The 17,076-nt window shown below is 48.2% G+C and carries 17 protein-coding genes and 1 tRNA gene; 15 read left to right on the forward strand and 3 right to left on the reverse strand.

Annotated features, from left to right (window positions below):
- The 3 genes from rph to nagB form a co-directional block, all read left to right on the forward strand.
- Positions 1-678: ribonuclease PH (gene rph / locus RWJ43_RS02625; protein ID WP_314007412.1), on the forward strand; the 678-nt coding region annotated here is incomplete at its 5' end.
- A 2-nt stretch (positions 679-680) separates the two neighbouring features.
- On the forward strand, positions 681-1,331 hold the full coding sequence (gene rdgB, locus RWJ43_RS02630; protein WP_314007415.1) for an RdgB/HAM1 family non-canonical purine NTP pyrophosphatase: 651 nt from the start codon (positions 681-683) through the stop codon (positions 1,329-1,331).
- 308 nt (positions 1,332-1,639) lie between these two features.
- On the forward strand, positions 1,640-2,374 hold the full coding sequence (nagB, locus tag RWJ43_RS02635) for a glucosamine-6-phosphate deaminase (protein WP_314007418.1): 735 nt from the start codon (positions 1,640-1,642) through the stop codon (positions 2,372-2,374).
- Positions 2,375-2,578: 204 nt separating this feature from the next.
- On the opposite strand, the gene RWJ43_RS02640 is transcribed toward nagB, so the two are convergent.
- A complete protein-coding gene (locus tag RWJ43_RS02640; protein ID WP_314007421.1) occupies positions 2,579-3,313 on the reverse strand; it encodes a hypothetical protein in 735 nt (244 codons plus the stop codon).
- Between the two features lie 336 nt (positions 3,314-3,649).
- On the opposite strand from RWJ43_RS02640, the gene RWJ43_RS02645 reads away from it, so the two are divergent.
- The 7 genes from RWJ43_RS02645 (at position 3,650) to RWJ43_RS02675 (ending at position 9,503) form a co-directional block, all read left to right on the forward strand.
- Positions 3,650-3,940, forward strand: a complete 291-nt coding sequence (locus RWJ43_RS02645) for a Veg family protein (RefSeq protein ID WP_035435578.1) — start codon at positions 3,650-3,652, stop codon at positions 3,938-3,940.
- A gap of 39 nt (positions 3,941-3,979) precedes the next feature.
- Complete coding sequence (locus tag RWJ43_RS02650; RefSeq protein WP_314007425.1) at positions 3,980-4,918, forward strand: 4-diphosphocytidyl-2C-methyl-D-erythritol kinase; 939 nt, start codon at positions 3,980-3,982, stop codon at positions 4,916-4,918.
- Between the two features lie 60 nt (positions 4,919-4,978).
- A tRNA-Pro gene (locus RWJ43_RS02655) sits at positions 4,979-5,055 on the forward strand.
- Between the two features lie 674 nt (positions 5,056-5,729).
- A complete protein-coding gene (locus RWJ43_RS02660; protein ID WP_314007427.1) occupies positions 5,730-7,199 on the forward strand; it encodes a PTS ascorbate transporter subunit IIC in 1,470 nt (489 codons plus the stop codon).
- A 154-nt stretch (positions 7,200-7,353) separates the two neighbouring features.
- Positions 7,354-7,638, forward strand: coding sequence for a PTS sugar transporter subunit IIB (locus RWJ43_RS02665; protein ID WP_035428482.1), 285 nt, complete (start codon positions 7,354-7,356; stop codon positions 7,636-7,638).
- A gap of 100 nt (positions 7,639-7,738) precedes the next feature.
- Positions 7,739-8,560 (forward strand): transketolase, encoded by an 822-nt coding sequence (locus RWJ43_RS02670; RefSeq protein ID WP_314007430.1) that lies wholly within the window; start codon positions 7,739-7,741, stop codon positions 8,558-8,560.
- Position 8,561: 1 nt separating this feature from the next.
- The gene (locus RWJ43_RS02675) at positions 8,562-9,503 is read left to right on the forward strand and encodes a transketolase family protein (protein ID WP_314007433.1); all 942 of its coding nucleotides are present in this window, start codon (positions 8,562-8,564) and stop codon (positions 9,501-9,503) included.
- Between the two features lie 159 nt (positions 9,504-9,662).
- Here the strand turns inward: RWJ43_RS02675 and RWJ43_RS02680 are convergent, their stop codons facing one another.
- Together RWJ43_RS02680 and RWJ43_RS02685 are read right to left on the reverse strand one after the other, a co-directional pair.
- Positions 9,663-10,484 carry a hypothetical protein gene (locus tag RWJ43_RS02680; protein WP_035435566.1) on the reverse strand — a complete coding sequence of 274 codons (822 nt, stop codon included), beginning with the start codon at positions 10,482-10,484 and terminating at the stop codon, positions 9,663-9,665.
- 368 nt (positions 10,485-10,852) lie between these two features.
- On the reverse strand, positions 10,853-11,800 hold the full coding sequence (locus RWJ43_RS02685; protein WP_035435564.1) for a 3-hydroxyacyl-CoA dehydrogenase: 948 nt from the start codon (positions 11,798-11,800) through the stop codon (positions 10,853-10,855).
- Between the two features lie 268 nt (positions 11,801-12,068).
- Here RWJ43_RS02685 and RWJ43_RS02690 point away from each other — a divergent pair, with 268 nt between their 5' ends.
- From RWJ43_RS02690 to RWJ43_RS02710, 5 genes are all read left to right on the forward strand, one after another.
- Positions 12,069-12,365: a hypothetical protein gene (locus RWJ43_RS02690; RefSeq protein WP_035435560.1), complete on the forward strand. Its 297-nt coding sequence runs from the start codon at positions 12,069-12,071 to the stop codon at positions 12,363-12,365.
- A 63-nt stretch (positions 12,366-12,428) separates the two neighbouring features.
- Positions 12,429-14,144, forward strand: a complete 1,716-nt coding sequence (locus RWJ43_RS02695; protein ID WP_314007441.1) for a DNA/RNA helicase domain-containing protein — start codon at positions 12,429-12,431, stop codon at positions 14,142-14,144.
- Positions 14,134-14,784, forward strand: coding sequence for a hypothetical protein (locus RWJ43_RS02700; protein WP_314007444.1), 651 nt, complete (start codon positions 14,134-14,136; stop codon positions 14,782-14,784). Before RWJ43_RS02695 ends, RWJ43_RS02700 begins: the two co-directional genes overlap by 11 nt.
- A gap of 57 nt (positions 14,785-14,841) precedes the next feature.
- Positions 14,842-15,972, forward strand: coding sequence for a hypothetical protein (locus RWJ43_RS02705; RefSeq protein WP_314007447.1), 1,131 nt, complete (start codon positions 14,842-14,844; stop codon positions 15,970-15,972).
- Positions 15,973-16,302: 330 nt separating this feature from the next.
- The coding region (locus tag RWJ43_RS02710; protein WP_314007450.1) for a hypothetical protein at positions 16,303-17,076 on the forward strand (774 nt) is incomplete at its 3' end.

A 17,076-nucleotide genomic window follows, 5' to 3' on the forward strand; every position in this document is an offset into this window, starting at 1 on the left:
GTCACCCTTGAGCGCAACGTTATGAAGAATGCCGACGGATCGTGCCTGGTCACGTTTGGCGACACGCGTGTCCTGTGCACCGCCACCGTCGAAGAAGGCGTCCCCGCGTGGCGACGCAGTTCTCGCGCGGGTTGGGTCACGGCCGAATATGCCATGCTACCTGCGTCGACTAACCGCCGCACCAAGCGAGAGCGCGCCAACCGCAAGGGTCGCTCCATGGAGATTGAGCGCCTGATCGGCCGCTCGCTGCGTTCCGTTGTTGACCTCAACCGCCTGGGCGAGTACACCATTACGCTGGACTGCGACGTCCTTCAGGCAGACGGCGGCACCAGAACCGCCAGCATCACCGGTGCTTGGGTGGCGCTTCACGACGCACTCTACTCACTTGTCGAGAAGGACCTCTTGCCCAGACTTCCTCTTACAGGTCAAGTAGCTGCGATTTCTATGGGTTACGTAAACGGTCAGCCGCTGCTGGACCTTGACTATCCCGAGGATTCTCATGCGGACATTGACATGAACCTTGTGGGAACAGAAACTGGACAGATAATTGAAGTACAAGGAACAGGCGAGGGTGGCCCGTTTGATCGCGAGCAACTCAATCAGCTGCTCGATCTTGGTCAGGCTGGCATTGCTCACCTCGTTGACCTGCAGAATCAAGTGACTGGATTTAGGGAGTAACCATGAGTCAAAACAGTGAAAATCAGGGTTCTAACGCTGTGACCTTTGATCCAAATACAACCGTGGTAGTTGCAACGGGCAACGCTCACAAACTTGTAGAGATTGAGGCTATTCTTTCCAAAGTAATGCCTGGTATGAGCTTTGTGGCTTTGGGCCAGCTGGGCGATTTCCCTGATCCAGAGGAGAACGGTCAGACGTTCCGCGATAACGCTCTAATCAAGGCAATGGCTGCTCTTGACGAGGTAGATTGTGTGGCGGCCATTGCAGACGACTCCGGTATTTGCGTTGACGCTCTGGACGGAGCTCCTGGAATTTATTCTGCTCGTTATGCTGGCGAGCATGGCAATGATGCTGCAAACAATCAGAAACTGCTGGCAGAGCTTGCCGACGTTGCTGACGAGGACCGTACTGCTCGCTTCCACTCCACTGTTGCTCTGGTCTATAGAGATGGATCCGTGCTGGTAGGAGAGGGTGACTGCGAGGGCGTTATCGGTCACGAGCCAAAGGGTCACAACGGCTTTGGCTACGATCCACTCTTCTGGCCTGAGGATGCTCCAGGTAAAACCATGGCAGAGCTTGAGCCTGACGAGAAGAACGCTATATCTCATCGTTTCCACGCTCTGCAGGATCTTTCCAAGCAGATTCTGGGATAGGCACGGCGTAGGTTTCGCGTCAGATTTGCGCCAGGGTCATGTCAGATTTGCGTCAGATTCCTGACAGATAACTGCCGCTATGTCAGACTCGCGTCAGATTCGCGACAGATTCCAGACAGATTCCAGACAGAAAACTACCGCCGCGTCAGCTTCACGTCAGACTCGCGACAGAATAGCGACAGAAACACGCCATATAACAGGTCAAAACCGGTCAGCGAGATATTTGTTCTTCTCGCCGACCGGTTACTTTTTTGCTTGCTTCAAATGTTAAACTAAATGTAACTGTGACTTCTGTCTTGGAGGTAGACATGAGGATTGTTCGCACCCGCGATTACGAGGACATGAGCAGAAAAGCTGCAAACGTCATCTCTGCACAAATTATTCTGAAGCCAAATTGTGTTCTTGGTCTGGCAACTGGTTCAACGCCAATTGGTACCTATGCTCAGCTCGCTGATTGGTGCAAGAGGGGAGACCTGGACTTCTCGCAGGTTTCTACGTATAACCTTGACGAGTACCGCGGTCTTTCTCACGACGATCCTCAGAGCTATCACTATTTCATGCGCAAAAACCTCTTTGACCTGGTAAATATTGATCTTGATAACACTCATGTGCCCGACGGCTCTAATCCTGACGTCGAGGCAGCTTGCGCCGAGTACGATAGGCTTGTTGCTAAGGCTGGCTATCCTGACCTGCAGCTTCTTGGTATTGGTCACAACGGTCACATTGGCTTCAACGAGCCCGACGACCATTTCTCCAAGGGTACGCACTGCGTTGACCTCACCGAGAGCACCATTCAGGCAAACAGCCGCCTGTTTGAGCGCATGGAGGACGTCCCTCGTCAGGCTTACACCATGGGCACGCAGACCATCATGTTCGCGCGCAGCATTCTGATTGTGGCTAGCGGCGAGGACAAGGCTAAGGCTGTTTACGACATGTGCTTCGGCAACGTTTCGCCTCAGTGCCCAGCTTCTATCCTGCAGCTTCACACTAACTGCACCGTTATTGCTGATGAGGCCGCCCTCTCGCTCTGCCCAGCTGAGTAAGGTCAGGTTGTCCAAAGCATCCAAAAGGTATCCAAAGGGCATCTTGAAGGCTCTTTAAAAGCTTTAAATAGCATCTGCCGAGAAAAACAAAACTCCCATTCATGTGAATGGGAGTTTTTTGTAGCAGTTTATCGTGCGTAAGCGTTGTACGTGCGCGTTTAGTGAAGCTCCGCAAGTGCGCATTTATTGGAGCTCCGAAAAATATTAATAGTCCTTGAAGTAACGACTGAGAGCAAAAAGGACCTGGTAGTTGAGGCCAAGCACATAGTCGCCGTTATTGGTATGAACCGTGCGAAGCGTAAACTCAAGATTGTCACCAATCGTGATTTTATCGCCATCTTTTTTGCCAACACGAGACATATCACCAGTTGAAAGTGGGAAAACTCTACCGGCTGGATTGACCGAAGTAACAAAGAATATAAAAGGCTCGACGGCGTTTTCACCAAGGTTAATGTGCAACTGTTTGAAAATCTGACTGTTTGTTGACACATAGACTACTTCGTTTTTGTCGAGCAGCTTCTTCAGTTCAGGAAGAGTCGCTGCTACCCAAGGTAGATCATGGTGAACAAAGGGATTGTCGCTTGCGAGCGACTGCGCAATAGGCGAGCCGTACTGATAGACATAAACCATCTTGTTATAGAGCTCGTTGACGTCATTAACAGAGGTCTGAGCTGGTGCGGCCTGGTTTGCCTGAACAAGCTCGATAAGGTTCATAGAGCTTAGTTGCTCTGATGAAGCACCCTTAGATTGTGCTTCTAAAACAGTTGCTCCACCAAATGTAACTGAGCCTGCTGCAAGAACCAGGCAAAATACTGATAAAGCAACAAGAACTTTAGATGATTTCTTTTTGGCAAGGAATGCAATTCCGATAGCAAGAGCAACAAAAATAAGCACGATATACCAGGTCTTACTAATGGCATATCCTAGAGTCTCAGTCATTGGGCCTCCTTGTGTTTTGAAGTTAGTTACTAATTTTATCAGAGGACCCCTATTTGTCATAAATTTGTTGGGGTTCTGACGCGCTGTCGTTGCAAGTCTGATGCCAACCTGACGCGAACCTGACGTGAACCTGACACGATCTTCTCGCGATCTTGACGCAAACCTGACCGATCGACTGATGTTGTTCCCGTGACATTTGTCGTAAAACCTTGAGATTTTATTTTCTACCTCGTATAGTGGAGTTTCGGAAATTCTGACTATTGTTTGTCGACCGGTACAAATCTCCGACACATCAACGTGTCGCATCGCAAACGTACTGATTGACTTGGAGGATTGATGGAAAACGAGATTCCACCAGTTAATCGTGTAGACGAGATTCACGAGAAGCTCAGCTCACTTCAGGGCCAAAAACTCAAGGTCAAGGCCAACATGGGCCGTTCTCGTATTGTTGAGCGCACAGGTACCCTGGTTATGGCCCATCCATCTCTTTTCATCGTTGAGGTTGGCGAGCGCCGCGGTCGCACTGCCCGTCAGTCCTACCAGTACGTTGACGTTCTGACCGGTACTGTTGAGCTTTTTGATTTTGAGACCGGTGAGCGTTTGTTTGACTTCGAGTTTGAAGAGTAGTTCAGAAGCGCCCGCATTACTTCGACTAGGCTCACACTCATGGCTGCCTCGTTGTCCAATTTTGGACGCCAAATCATTCAGATTCCTTGCAAGGTCAACCTTCACCTGGGCATTCACACTCAGAAAGACCAGCGAGGATACCATAAAGTAGATTCACTCATGGTTCCCGTTGCGCTGTACGACACAGTTGTTGTCGATGACGCGCCGGAGCTTACGGTTACGCATGAGCCGCAGCTCTGCGTGTTGCCTGAGCGCACAACAACCTGGAAGGCCGCGGTTCTTCTCGCCAATAAGCTGGGCATTTCTCCAGATGTTTCCATTGATGTACAGGTTCACATTCCCGAGAAGGCCGGTCTGGGTGGATCGTCCGCCGATGCTGCTGCGACGCTCTATCTGTTGGCTCAGCGTTGGGGTATTGACCCGCTAGACTCGCTGGTAGTTGAGGTAGCCAAGGCTGTTGGCGCAGACGTTGCGTTCTTCTTGGATCCGCGACCATCACTTATGCTGGGCGCAGGAGATATGCTGGTAGAAACCTATACGTCTACCATTGACGCTCCTCTTGCTATTGTCTTACCAGCAGAAACTGGCGTTGTTACCAAGGAAGCTTACGACCAGTTTGACGCATCGCCAATTGCTCCGGAGTCCTACGAGAATTTGTCCTCACTTTTGCGTGACGCTGGTCAGGGTGCTGCAGGCATGGAACCCGCCCCTGACAATGCCGCTGCAAGCAAGCAATTCATCCAGCAGGTGTCAAAACTACTTTTCAACAATCTTGCACCAGCAGCAAAATCGCTAAAACCACAGGTGGCCGAGGTAGAGGAGTGGCTAAAGGCGCAGCCTGGAGTTCTTGGCGCACAGGTTTCCGGCTCAGGTAGCAGCTCTTTTGCACTTTGCGAATCACAGGATGCCGCCAATGCAATTGCAGCCGCAGCTCAAGCAAAAGGTTGGCGAGGCTTCTCCACCACCTGCAAGTTGTAGTGGTAACATAGAGCGGCAAATGTTTGATGGATTTATCCCATCGGACGAGGCAAAACATAACGGGTTGTGGCTCAGCTTGGTAGAGCGCTCGGTTCGGGACCGAGAGGTCGCTGGTTCAAATCCAGTCAACCCGACCATTTTTCCTGATAATCAGTGAATTTCCACCGTTTTTACCGTGAAATAGGCGTTTTGGCACCCAAAGTGGTAAAAAATGCGTTTAGTTGGAATATACAAAAACGCGTGTTTTCTATGCAGGTCATCTACCAGCGTAAACCTTCGGTCAAATTTGATTGAAACTTTTATGAGAAAACCCAACTGGGAAAACGCAAGTGCCAAAACGCCGAACTAGAAAATAAATTTCCAACTAAACGGATTTTTTACCCAAATCAGACACTGCTTTCCGTCATATCAATTTCTTGATTAGTTTTCGTGCATATCCAAGGCTGTTTATACGTTTTTGGTTTGGCGGACACATAATCGCCCGGACCTTGCGTCAACCGTTCCTCAAAAGTCTACAAGACAGCTCCATGAGAACACTTCCTCACTGTTTTGAGCTTCATTTTGCAATCAAATGAACATTGTGAACGTTTAACCTCAGCAAAACATAAATAATTTTGCACAAAATAAACACAAATGGATTACAATCAGTTAAAAGCACTGAGCTCGTTTCGTTGCGTTGCAGGACCGCGTGCGTTCGAGTTCGTACTGTTGTGTCGCAGGATCACATGGACGTCGCAGTTTGTTGTGTCAGTTTGTTTTGTCAGTTTGTTGTGTCAGTTTGTTGTATCGCGTTTTGTTGAAAGGGGTTTGTATGCCTGTTGTTGAGTTTTTTGTAAACGTGTTATCAACACCAGCCATCCTAGTTGGCCTTGTTGCTCTGCTGGGTTTGGCACTTCAGGGAAAGCCAGTTGAGGACCTCATTAGGGGTACCCTTAAGACTATCGTTGGCTTCCTTGTTCTTTCTGCAGGCGCTGGTTTCCTGCAGACCGGTTCCCTCCTTGCCTTTGGCGAGATCTTCAACTTTGCCTTTGACATGCAGGGTGTCGTCCCAAACAACGAGGCCGTCGTCTCGCTGGCACTTGGCGAGTTTGGTCAAGCAACCGCAATCATTATGTGCATCGGCATGGTCCTGAACATTGTCCTCGCACGTTTTTCTCGCTTTAACTACATCTTCCTCACCGGCCACCACACCCTCTACATGGCAGCTATGCTCGCCATCATCCTGCACGTCGGCGGCCTTTCCGGTTGGATGCTCTACATCTCCGGCGCATGCCTGCTTGCTCTGATCATGGTTCTGTCTCCTGCATACTGCCAGCCAACCATGCGCAAGGTTACCGGCAGCGATTCCGTTGCACTTGGCCACTTCGGTGGCGCTGGTTACTGGCTTGCCGGTATGGTCGGTAAGCTCTTTGCTTCCGATCGCGAGAATAGCACCGAGAATATCAAGTTCTCCAAGCGTCTCATCTTCCTGCGCGACAACACCGTTTCCATTGGTCTGACCATGATCATCATGTTCTTGGTTATCACCGGCGTTGCTGTTAGCCGCGGACTTCTAACCCTGGTACCTGCAGGGACTACTGCTGCAGAGTTTGCCTCTAACCCACAGTATGCTGGGCTTCAGCACCTTGGCGACCTGCTGAACATTGGTACCGAGACCACCACTAACTGGATTGTCTGGGCATTTACCCGCGGCCTTTCCTTCGCTGGTGGTGTTTACATCATTCTGTCCGGTGTCCGTCTGATCATTGGCGAGATTGTTCCTGCATTCAAGGGTATCGCTCAGAAGCTTGTCCCTGGTGCAAAGCCTGCAATCGACTGCCCAATCGCATTCACCTATGCTCCAAACGCCGTTATCATCGGCTTCCTGAGCTCCTTCGTTGGCGGCATCCTGGGTCTGCTTATTCTTGGTGTCATTAACGCACAGATCGCAGCTATTGCCCTGATCCTCCCAGGCGTTGTTCCTCACTTCTTCTGCGGCGCAACCGCAGGTGTCTTTGGTAACGCAGAGGGCGGCATCAAGGGCTGCATCGCTGGCTCTTTTGTCCACGGCCTGCTCATTACCTTCCTGCCTGCACTGTGCATGCCAGTCTTTACTCTCATGGGCTTCACCTCCGCTACCTTCTCCGACGCTGACTTCTCCATCATGGCGCTGATTTTTGGTAACGTTGCTCTGAACGTCCAGGGTGTAGTCCTCACCGGCATCTGCGTTGTCTGCTTCTGCCTCCCAATTCTCTTTAATCTTGTTGCTCCTAAGAAGGTAGAAGAGAAGAAGGCCGAGTAGTATCCGCTCACAGAATTGCAGCTAAACATCGCAGTTGCTGCAGAAAATGCGAGTAGAATCTAGGTATCTAGGTCGGGCTTCGTCCTTGGATGGGGCCCGACTTTTTAACCCACGTAACCCACATATCACACGTGGTGAATTGAAAGGGGCTTTTATGGCTATCCAGAAGATCCTTTGCTGTTGCGGAAGTGGACTTGGCTCCAGCCTTATGGTTGAGATGCAGATCCAGGACGTCCTGAACGAGCTGGGTGTGAGCGGCGTTGAGGTTGAGCACTCAACTGTTTCCGACGTTACTCCTGGCGCAGCTGACCTCTTTATTGTTGCTCGCGACCTTGAGGATTTTATCGCCGGCATTCCAGAGGACGAGAAGATCGTTCTCTCCAACATCCTTGATAAGGATGAAATGAAGGAAAAGCTTACCGAGAAGTTCGGTCTGTAAGCGCGGTTTTCGCGCGCAGCGCTGACTCGCACGCAGCTTCGGCACGCGCGTGGCGCCGACCTACTGCGTTTCTCGCACGCAATACGTGAAAGGAAATTACATGGACGTCGACCTTAAACAGGTTGCTCGTGAGGTGCGCAAAAGCATCCTCACGCAGGTTTTTACGGCCAAATCCGGCCATCCCGGTGGCTCGCTTTCTGCAACAGAAATCCTAACGTATCTCTACTTCAAGGAGATGCACGTAGACCCGACCAAGCCAAACTGCCCTTGCAGGGACCGCTTTGTGCTTTCCAAGGGTCACGTTACCCCAGCGCTCTATGGCGTTCTGGCCGAGCGCGGCTTCTTCCCCAAGGAGGAGCTCAAGACTTTCCGCGCGCTCAACTCACGCCTTCAGGGTCACCCAAACATGAACGATACCCCCGGCGTTGACATGAGCACCGGCTCCCTTGGCCAGGGCGTTTCCACCGCTGTTGGCATGGCGCTGGCCGGCAAGAAGTTCAACAAGGACTACCGCGTCTACGCACTCCTGGGCGACGGCGAGATTGAAGAGGGCCAGGTCTGGGAGGCTGCTATGTTCGCCGGCAATCACCAGCTTGATGACCTCACGCTTATTGTTGACAACAATAACCTGCAGCTTGACGGCACACTCGAGCAGATCAATACTCCGCAGCCAATTGGCGAGAAGTTCAAGGCGTTCAAATTCCACGTCATTGAAGTGGCAGATGGACACGACTTTGACCAGCTTGCGGCTGCATTTGCTGAGGCTCGTACCATTAAGGGTCAGCCAACCGTTATCATTGCCCACACCGTAAAGGGCAAGGGAGTCTCCTTCATGGAGAACCAGGTAGGTTGGCACGGCAAGGCTCCAAACCAGGAGCAATACGAGCAGGCTATGAAAGAGCTTGAGGGAGAGGTGGCATAACATGGCAGACGTACAGAAAATTGCCACCAGAGAGGCATACGGAAAAGCCCTGGTAGAGCTTGGTAAAGAGCATGATGATCTTCTCGTCTTTGACGCCGACTTGGCAGAAGCTACTCGCTCCGGCAAGTATGGCGAGGAGTATCCTGATCGCTTTGTGGACTGCGGAATTGCTGAGGCCAACATGATTGGTATGGCAGCTGGCGTCGCAGCTACTGGTCACAAAGTCTTTGCAACCTCGTTTGCTATGTTCACTTCTGGTCGTGCCTTTGAGCAGATCAGAAACTCGGTGGGTTACCCTCACCTAAACGTCAAGATTGGCGCTACCCACGGAGGCCTCTCGGTAGGAGAGGACGGCGCTACTCACCAGTGCAACGAGGATATTGCTGTTATGCGTACCATTCCTGGCATGACCGTTATCATTCCATCCGACGCTGTTGAGGCTGAGGCTGCTGTTAAGGCTGCTTACGACCACGACGGCCCTGTTTACATGCGCTTTGGCCGCCTCCCTGTTCCTGTTTTTAACACTAACCCTGACTACCACTTTGAGCTGGGCAAGGGCATTGTCCTTAAGGAGGGTACCGACGTTACGCTGGTAGCTTGTGGCCTTATGGTTCCAGTGGCTCTTGAGGTTGCTGAGCAGCTGGCAGCCGAGGGTGTCAACGCCGAGGTCATCAACATCCACACCATCAAGCCTCTGGATACTGAGCTGATTACCGCTTCTGCAGCAAAGACCGGCAAGGTTGTGACTATTGAGGAGCACTCCGTCATCGGCGGTCTGGGCAGTGCGGTTTGCCAGGCTCTTTCCGAGAACACTCCTGTTCCCGTTAAGGTCATTGGCGTCCAGGACACCTATGGCGAGTCCGGACCTGCACTTCAGGTTCTTGCTAAGTACGGCCTGGATACCCCGAGCGTTCTTGCATCCGTTAAGGATTTCTTGAAATAAGCTCTTCGAGTTCCGATGTCCCGTTGCGTTTCGGCGCAACCCCTCGCACATATGCGCACGTTATCGTTGCACAAACAAAGCCCTTCTCGTCATCTGGCGAGAAGGGCTTTTGAATCACATCGGACTTGCAAGCGACGGAGGAACCGCAAAGGACAAGCTCTAGCTGAATTCATCTACTGAGTTGTCAGATGCTTCGTGGCTGGGGCCACGCATAAGATACGCGGCCCCAGCCACTGCGGCATAAAGTGCCCAAGCGCCTACGCAGAAGAGCAGGTTTCCCAGCCAGTCCCCAACGAAAATCTCGTGTGTGTCAGTACTGCGATAGAACGAGTTCGTGACAGCAAGTAGTAATGCTGCTGCCCCGCTTGACAAGAGTCGTGTCCACAGTGCTCTCACTCTCCGTTGTGGCCATCGTTGTGGCGGGTCAACAATCAAAAGAACCAGGCCGGTGAGAAACGCTCCATAAAGTGGAAATACCATCAAAAGAGTGCCAGCTGCGGCGAGCCCCGTGGCGGGGATATAGAAAATCCCGAAGAAGATTCCAATCCATGTCGTGTACGTACGGATCGCATCCCTGTTCGTGAAAGTAGGCGTGGCAAATCGGGCTGAGCTCCTCATGAGCATCCGTCCTGCCATGACCGTGAAGGCAATCCAGCCGAGACCGAGAGATAGGAGCGTCTCACTCCAATGTTGAGATCCATACTGGGTGGAAGCAACTGCATCAAAAGCGACTAACGCGATGGCCGCAACCCCTGTACCCAATACGCGGATCAGTAATGCTCGACAGAGCGGCGTCTCCCATGTTGATGGCCTATCAATGATAAAAAATAGCAGTCCTGCTAGAGGGGCAAGCCACAATGGGGTGCTCACCGGGGCGACTCCACCGATGAAGAGCAGGGAACCGGGCACTATCGCAAAGCCGAGGATGAGCCCTACCCAATACGTGTAGGTCCGAACGAATAGTTTGAAAGACTCAACCACTCACGCCTCCCATGGACTTCAGCACCGAAACTATAACAATTCTACGGCGGGGAGGCGACTCATGACCAGACACACTTCAAAACCGCCTGAAATGTGCAAAGAATCTGTATTTGAGCCACCGATTCTTTTACAAAATCAGGCAAATCCACAGATTCTTTAACGTTTTCAGGCAGAATTTACAGATTCTTTGATGAAATCAGGCGCCCTCAAGGCCCCTCTAGGCGCACGCTCGTTTCCCGCCGAGCTCGCACTGTGCGCGCCCGCAGCCTGGCGAGAAACCCCGTCCACTAGCAGCGTTTACGCACAAGAAACCCGGCATCCACACGAAATGGATGCCGGGTAGAAATCGCTTGCGACCTGTATGCGTCTTACTTGTACTCGTAGAAGCCCTTACCAGCAGCAACGCCGGTCTCGCCCTTGTCAATCTTCTCTTTGAGCAGGGCAACAATGCGACCCTGTACGGACTCAGGATCCTTAGCTGCAGGATTCATCAGAGCAACGTTGTATGCGGTGACCAGGCCAATGATGTCCAGAATCTGGAACGGACCCTTTGGCGAGCCGGTACCAATGCGCCAAGCCCTGTCGATGTCCTCGACGTCGCCGACTCCGTTAGCCCAGAGCTGCTCAGCGGAGACCAGAAGAGGTACCAGCATAGAGTTCAGCAGGTAACCAGGCTGCTCCTTCAGAACCTTGACCGGAATCATGCGAATGCTTGCCGCAAAAGCGACGACCATATCAAAGTTCTCCTGAGCGGTACCTGCGTGACCCATAACCTCGCCGATTGGATTGCGCCAAATCTCGTTAGCAAAGTGGAGAGCCAGGTACTTCTCGGGACGACCAGTAGCTGCAGCAAACATGCTTGGAATCATGGTTGAGCTGTTAGTTGCCACAATAGTTTTCTCGGGCAGGTGCTTGGCCAGCTCGGTGTAGAACTCAATCTTCTGCTCTGGATTCTCAGCGACGGACTCGATGACAAAGTCAGCGTCACCAAAAGCCTCATCCCAATCGGAAGTGAGCTTGAGGTTGCTGTATGCGCGCTCTACCTGCTCTTTAAGCTGGTCGAGCTTCTCTGGAGTAATCTCGTCCTGAGCAATGAGACCGTATGCGTACGCCTTAGGATCGCTCTTCATAGCCTCGAGGGTGTTCAGATATACCTCTCTGAGGTGCTCAATCTTTGGACGAGCACGCTCAATTGAGGCCTCGGACCTTAGCCAAATGGTGGTTTCGTAGCCGCGATAAGCGGTCTGGAATGCAATCTGGCTGCCCAAAACGCCGCCGCCAGCAACTACAACTTTCTTAACCTGTGAAATGTCCATAGGACGTTCCTTTCTACAAGCGTGGCGAGAAGTGCCGCGCGATTTATCTACCGTCCCTATACCCCAGAAACTCTCCGTCAAACATTCGTTCGGAAAATTTCCAACTTTCATTCAATTCCTACAAATTATCCCCTGGCGAGAAACCACATCTATCCCTCACACTTCTTGGGTAGAATAGAGGCGTACCACCAGCAGCTGGTTTTAGCGTAGCTCAGCGGCTGCAATTCAAAAAACACCAGGTATAGTGCTTGGACAGAATAGAGGCATCATGATCGACGGAACATACAAGATTCAAATGGATTCTCCCGTTGGAGCCAAAGAGGGCACCGCTGTCCTCATCACCTCTGGCGAGAAACTCACTGGCTCTCTGACTGCTATGGGTGTTCAGATTGATATCGAAAATGGCAAGGTTACCGACAACTCGTTTACCTTTGGCGGCAAGCTTGAGTCTTTTGTGGGTCCCGTTATCTTTGCCGTCGGCGGCTCCGTTGAGGGCGACACCATTCAAGGCATCGCTCACATTGCTAACCGAGACTTTGTGTTTACGGGCACAAGGGAGAGTTAGGGTAGTTACATCATCCCTGTTAGCAGTACAATCAATTTATTAACTTCTAGGCGGGGATGGAGTATGAAAGTAATCGATACAAAGTCAGATGCAGAGTCTCCTCAAGGAGCTCCGTTTTTTGTTGACCGGTGCCGATTTACTCCGACTCAAGGAATTGAAATCTCTTCTCTTCAATTGGATGATGACAAAGTTCAAAACTGGCCAATGGTTTATATTTTGGCTAACGATAATCCTCGTCAAAAAAGCGCTTATGTTGGTGAGACTACAAGTGTTAGCGAGCGTATGTCTCAGCATAGTAAAAACTCTGAAAAGGATCAATTTACCAGTGTAAATATTATTTTTAATCAAGAGTTTAACCAGTCAGTTATTAAGGATTATGAAAATCGTCTGATTGGTCTTATGGCTGCTGATGGAGTCTATAAGCTCACTAATAAAAACGAAGGTCATAGCAACTTAAATTACTTTTCTAAAGAAAAGTATGAATCAATGTTTGATGATCTTTGGGAAGAGCTCCGCAGGATGGAGCTGGCAGATAAGACTATCAGCGAAATTGAAGAATCGGAAGTATTTAAATACTCTCCTTACAAGAGTCTGTCAGTAGATCAGCGAGTTGCCCTTAATAAAATTTATTCTGCGATTGAGTCTGACTTATCAAAAGCAAAACCTATCGTTGTCCAAGGAATGCCTGGTACAGGTAAGACAATCCTTGCTATCTATCTTTTAAAAGCTCTTCGTGATGACGAGAAGTTCAAAGATTTGAATATTAAAATTGTTGAGCCTATGACCTCTTTAAGGGTAACTTTAAAGAAGTCATTAAAGGGTGTTGGTGGACTTAACGGAAGAGATGTCATTGGTCCTAATGATTTGGCAAATCCCAAATTTGGCTATAACGCTGAAGAAGAGAAGCCATTTGATATTCTGCTTATTGACGAGTCGCATCGTTTAACGGCGCGCCGAGGCATTACTGCTTTTGGCAGCTATGATGAAGTAAATAAAAAGCTTGGTTTGCCAAAAGAATCTACACAGTTGGACTGGGCATTAAAGCTCACTAAACTTCCAATCTTCTTTTACGATGCATCACAGTCAATTAAGCCTGCGGATATCGATCCTAACTCGTTTGAAGAAAAACTTGGAGATGCCCTTAGGCATCCTATTAGGCTAGAAAATCAGATGAGAGTTCAAGGTGGAGCGGAATATCTAAATTACATCTCAGATATTCTGAATGATCAACGCCCCGCGAGAAGAACATTTGATAACTATGAGTTTGTCCTGCATGACTCAATAGATGATTTCACAGATAGTTTTGAACAGAAATTATCAGAGCACAACCTGACAAGAATGCTTGCTGGATATGCATGGGATTGGAAAACAAAAGGCAAACCAATCGATTCTCCTATGAAAGATATTTTTATAGGAGACAAGTCTTTCAGATGGAATTCCATGCTTGCTAACTGGGTTGGTAATGGAGTGGCTAATCCGATATATGCTCAGGAAGTCGGATGTGTACATACTGCTCAGGGATACGATTTAAGCTACTCGTACGTAATCATTGGCCCAGATTTAAAATTAGATTCGATAACCGGAAAACTTGTTGGCGATAAAGACCACTACTTTGACAAAAAGGGTAAGGGTGGAGCAACTACTGAGCAGCTAACTCAATACATCAAGAACATCTACTACGTTCTTCTTACTCGAGGCATCTATGGAACACATGTGTACGTAGTGGATGATGCTCTGAGGGAATATTTAAATAACTTTGGAGGAATTAGTGGACATTAAAAAAGTGGATATCAAAATTATCGGAAGTGGTTATTCGCTGGAAAAAGAAGAAACATTAAAGAATCAATTTAAGAACCTTGAATATCCTGTTTTTGTAAGTGGACATCCGACTTGCGCAGCTGGTGTTGAGTTATTTTGGATGATTGTTATATTTGTTTCTACTTCAATTCTCGAAGGACAAATTTATGATTGGTATAAATACGTAAGAGATAATATTATTCAAAATATTAAATGCTCAATGGGAAAAGGAGCTTTCCAAGGAGATATAGCGCTGATTTCAACTGATTGTGAAATTACGATTCGAGTTAATAATGGAGCAGGATTTAGAGCTGACAGCATTGATTATCAAAGCTTGCTAGAGCAGATAAATAATTTTGTAATAAAAGAAAAGTTAAATGGAAAGATCATAAAAAGTGTTAATACCCCATGTCAGATTGTTTCTAAAGATGATTCTTTGTCGTATAGGTGTGTTGGTATTGGTAATTATTCATTGTGGAGTATTGAATATAAAGATGGTCTAACGACAGAGCCATTGTTATACGATGCAATAAACCAGTGTTTTATTAGGCTTGAAAATTATTCTGATTACAATCTAAGTTTTGATAAGTTTTTTAAAACCAGCACGTTAAAAGAGTTTTAAGTTTTCAAAATAATAAAGTTTTTGAGAGGTTCTTTAATAGAATTGAAGAGGATTTTCATGGGAAAGAAATATCCTAAAACTGAAGAAATATCGGCACAAGAAATTGTTGAAAAATTTATTTTACGTGCTAGAAGAGTCGAGTTGCATTCGTTAGTTAAAAGCGGAGAGGTTAGTCGCTTAGCAAAGCCAGTTTTTAACGTGACTATTTTGGCGAATGGTAGCACTACCATTCAATGGCCTGTCTGCAAAAACGAAGAAGCACTTGAGTCTTTGGCTTCCCGCCTCAGACCGTTTCTGCTAAAAACAGAATCTATTTATCTAAGGAAAGTATTCGATGCTATTCTTTCTTTAGTACCATTAGAAAAATTTACAGAGGATGAATCTGAAAACTTTAATGCAATTAGAAAATGGTTTGAAAGTCGTTGTGAAAATAAAAATAGTGGACGATATGGAATTCAAGTAATTAGTGCTGAGAATAAACCAATAACAGATGTGCTTTGGGAAAATTTAATTGGTGAATCCTATTTATATATTGATGCTATTCATTCTGATCCTAGAGGAAAAAAACAAGAAGCATTGGAATTAGATTTTAATACGCGCTATGAAGCCGCATCTTCTTTTTTTAGTGAGCTAGCATGCATAATTATAAATTTGTTGAATTTGGTGTTTATATTTAACAACAAGGGAGAATTAAATATTCCAGTTGAAATATTAAATACAGAAGTTGTTTTCGATGGTGAGCATGATTATATTGAAAAAACACTTTCCGGATCTTTGTACGCTCTGCCACAGGAACTTGATGACTATAGCAATATATGTTGTGAAGATATGCCCGGTTCTCAAAAAATGACAATTGCATCAGTATATGGATTAGTTAATCCTGAACGAGCTGTTGATGTCATTATTCTTAACCCGGAGGGCATCCAGAAAGAAATTTATTGCGGTTATTTCGAAATAAATGACGAATCCTTTATTTTGTATATTGATGATATTGGGAAAATTTTGTTGTCCACAATTAATGATATTGATCCTGAAAATATTAAGAACTCTAAAATGAGTGTAAGATTTGAGGCATTTTCGTCAAAAGAGGAGGAAATGAAGACTTTTATCTCTCATGCGGCTCATCCTAACACAATTAAGATACATTCCGCTTTTATAAATACTGATATTGAATTCGCTTTGGAATAGATTTCTAAATTGTTTTGATTACATTTGAGTAAAACAAAAATATCTCCACCCACCGATAAAACGACACCGTTCATATGAACCCCATCTGTTTGGACAGGTGGGGTTTCTCGTCAGTCGTATAGTCAAACTAGTGAGATTTTGACGCGCGGGATCATTGGATGTGCGGCGCCATTGGACGTGCAGTACCTTTAGACGCGCGAGACCATTGGACTTGCAGCACCACTGGACAAGCGACGTCCTTTGACCTGCAGCATCATGTGAAGCGCAGCATCGGCAGAATCGGGGCGAGAAATGCAACAGTTACAGAAACGCTTTGCGAGGGCCTTGAGTGTGTTTTTGACGTTGGTGCTCTCGTTCTCGCTGGTTGGGTGCAACGTATTTCCGTTTTTGCAGAACAACCCTGCCCAGCAGACAACGCAGTCGTCAATCACAACGGGGGAAATTGAGGCAATACACGAACCCAAGTTTGGCGGCAGCTACCTGGATATCACTATCGAAGAGTTTAATAACCTGGGCTTTGAGTACGGCGATAGCGTGGACGTTACGTTTAGCAACGGATACAAGCTCAGCGATATTCCGTACTACAACGGCTATTACACCAAAACCAACGAGCCCCTGGTTGTTGCATATCCAGGCTATCCTTACATCGATGTGTGCATAAATAATGGTGAGCCTCTATGGGAAACCGCTGGTCTGAAGGCTGGAGATACGGCCACGGTGACGCTCCATGAGAAGCAAAAGTACGCAACGGTTCAGAAGGCCCTGGATGCAACGTACACCAATAATCGCTCTGACTACGCAAGTGACGAGGCCTTTGCCAACTTCCGTCCCATGAAGGGTGGAAATCTTGCCGAGGGCGTGATGTATCGCTCGGCGTCGCCTATTGATAACCAGAACAATCGCGCACCTTACGCGGCAGATCTTGCCCAGAGGTGTGGCGTGCAGTTTATCTTGGACCTCGCGGACACCAACGAAGAGATTCAGGGCTATTACCAGAATGCGGACTACGACATTACGTGGCACCAGAGCTTGTACGACGCAGTAAATGTTGCGGCCCATAACCTCAACGCCAATTATCTTGGTGGCCAATATGCTTATCTCCTG

The sequence above is a fragment of the Lancefieldella parvula genome, from assembly GCF_963530955.1.
Taxonomy (GTDB): domain Bacteria; phylum Actinomycetota; class Coriobacteriia; order Coriobacteriales; family Atopobiaceae; genus Lancefieldella; species Lancefieldella parvula_A.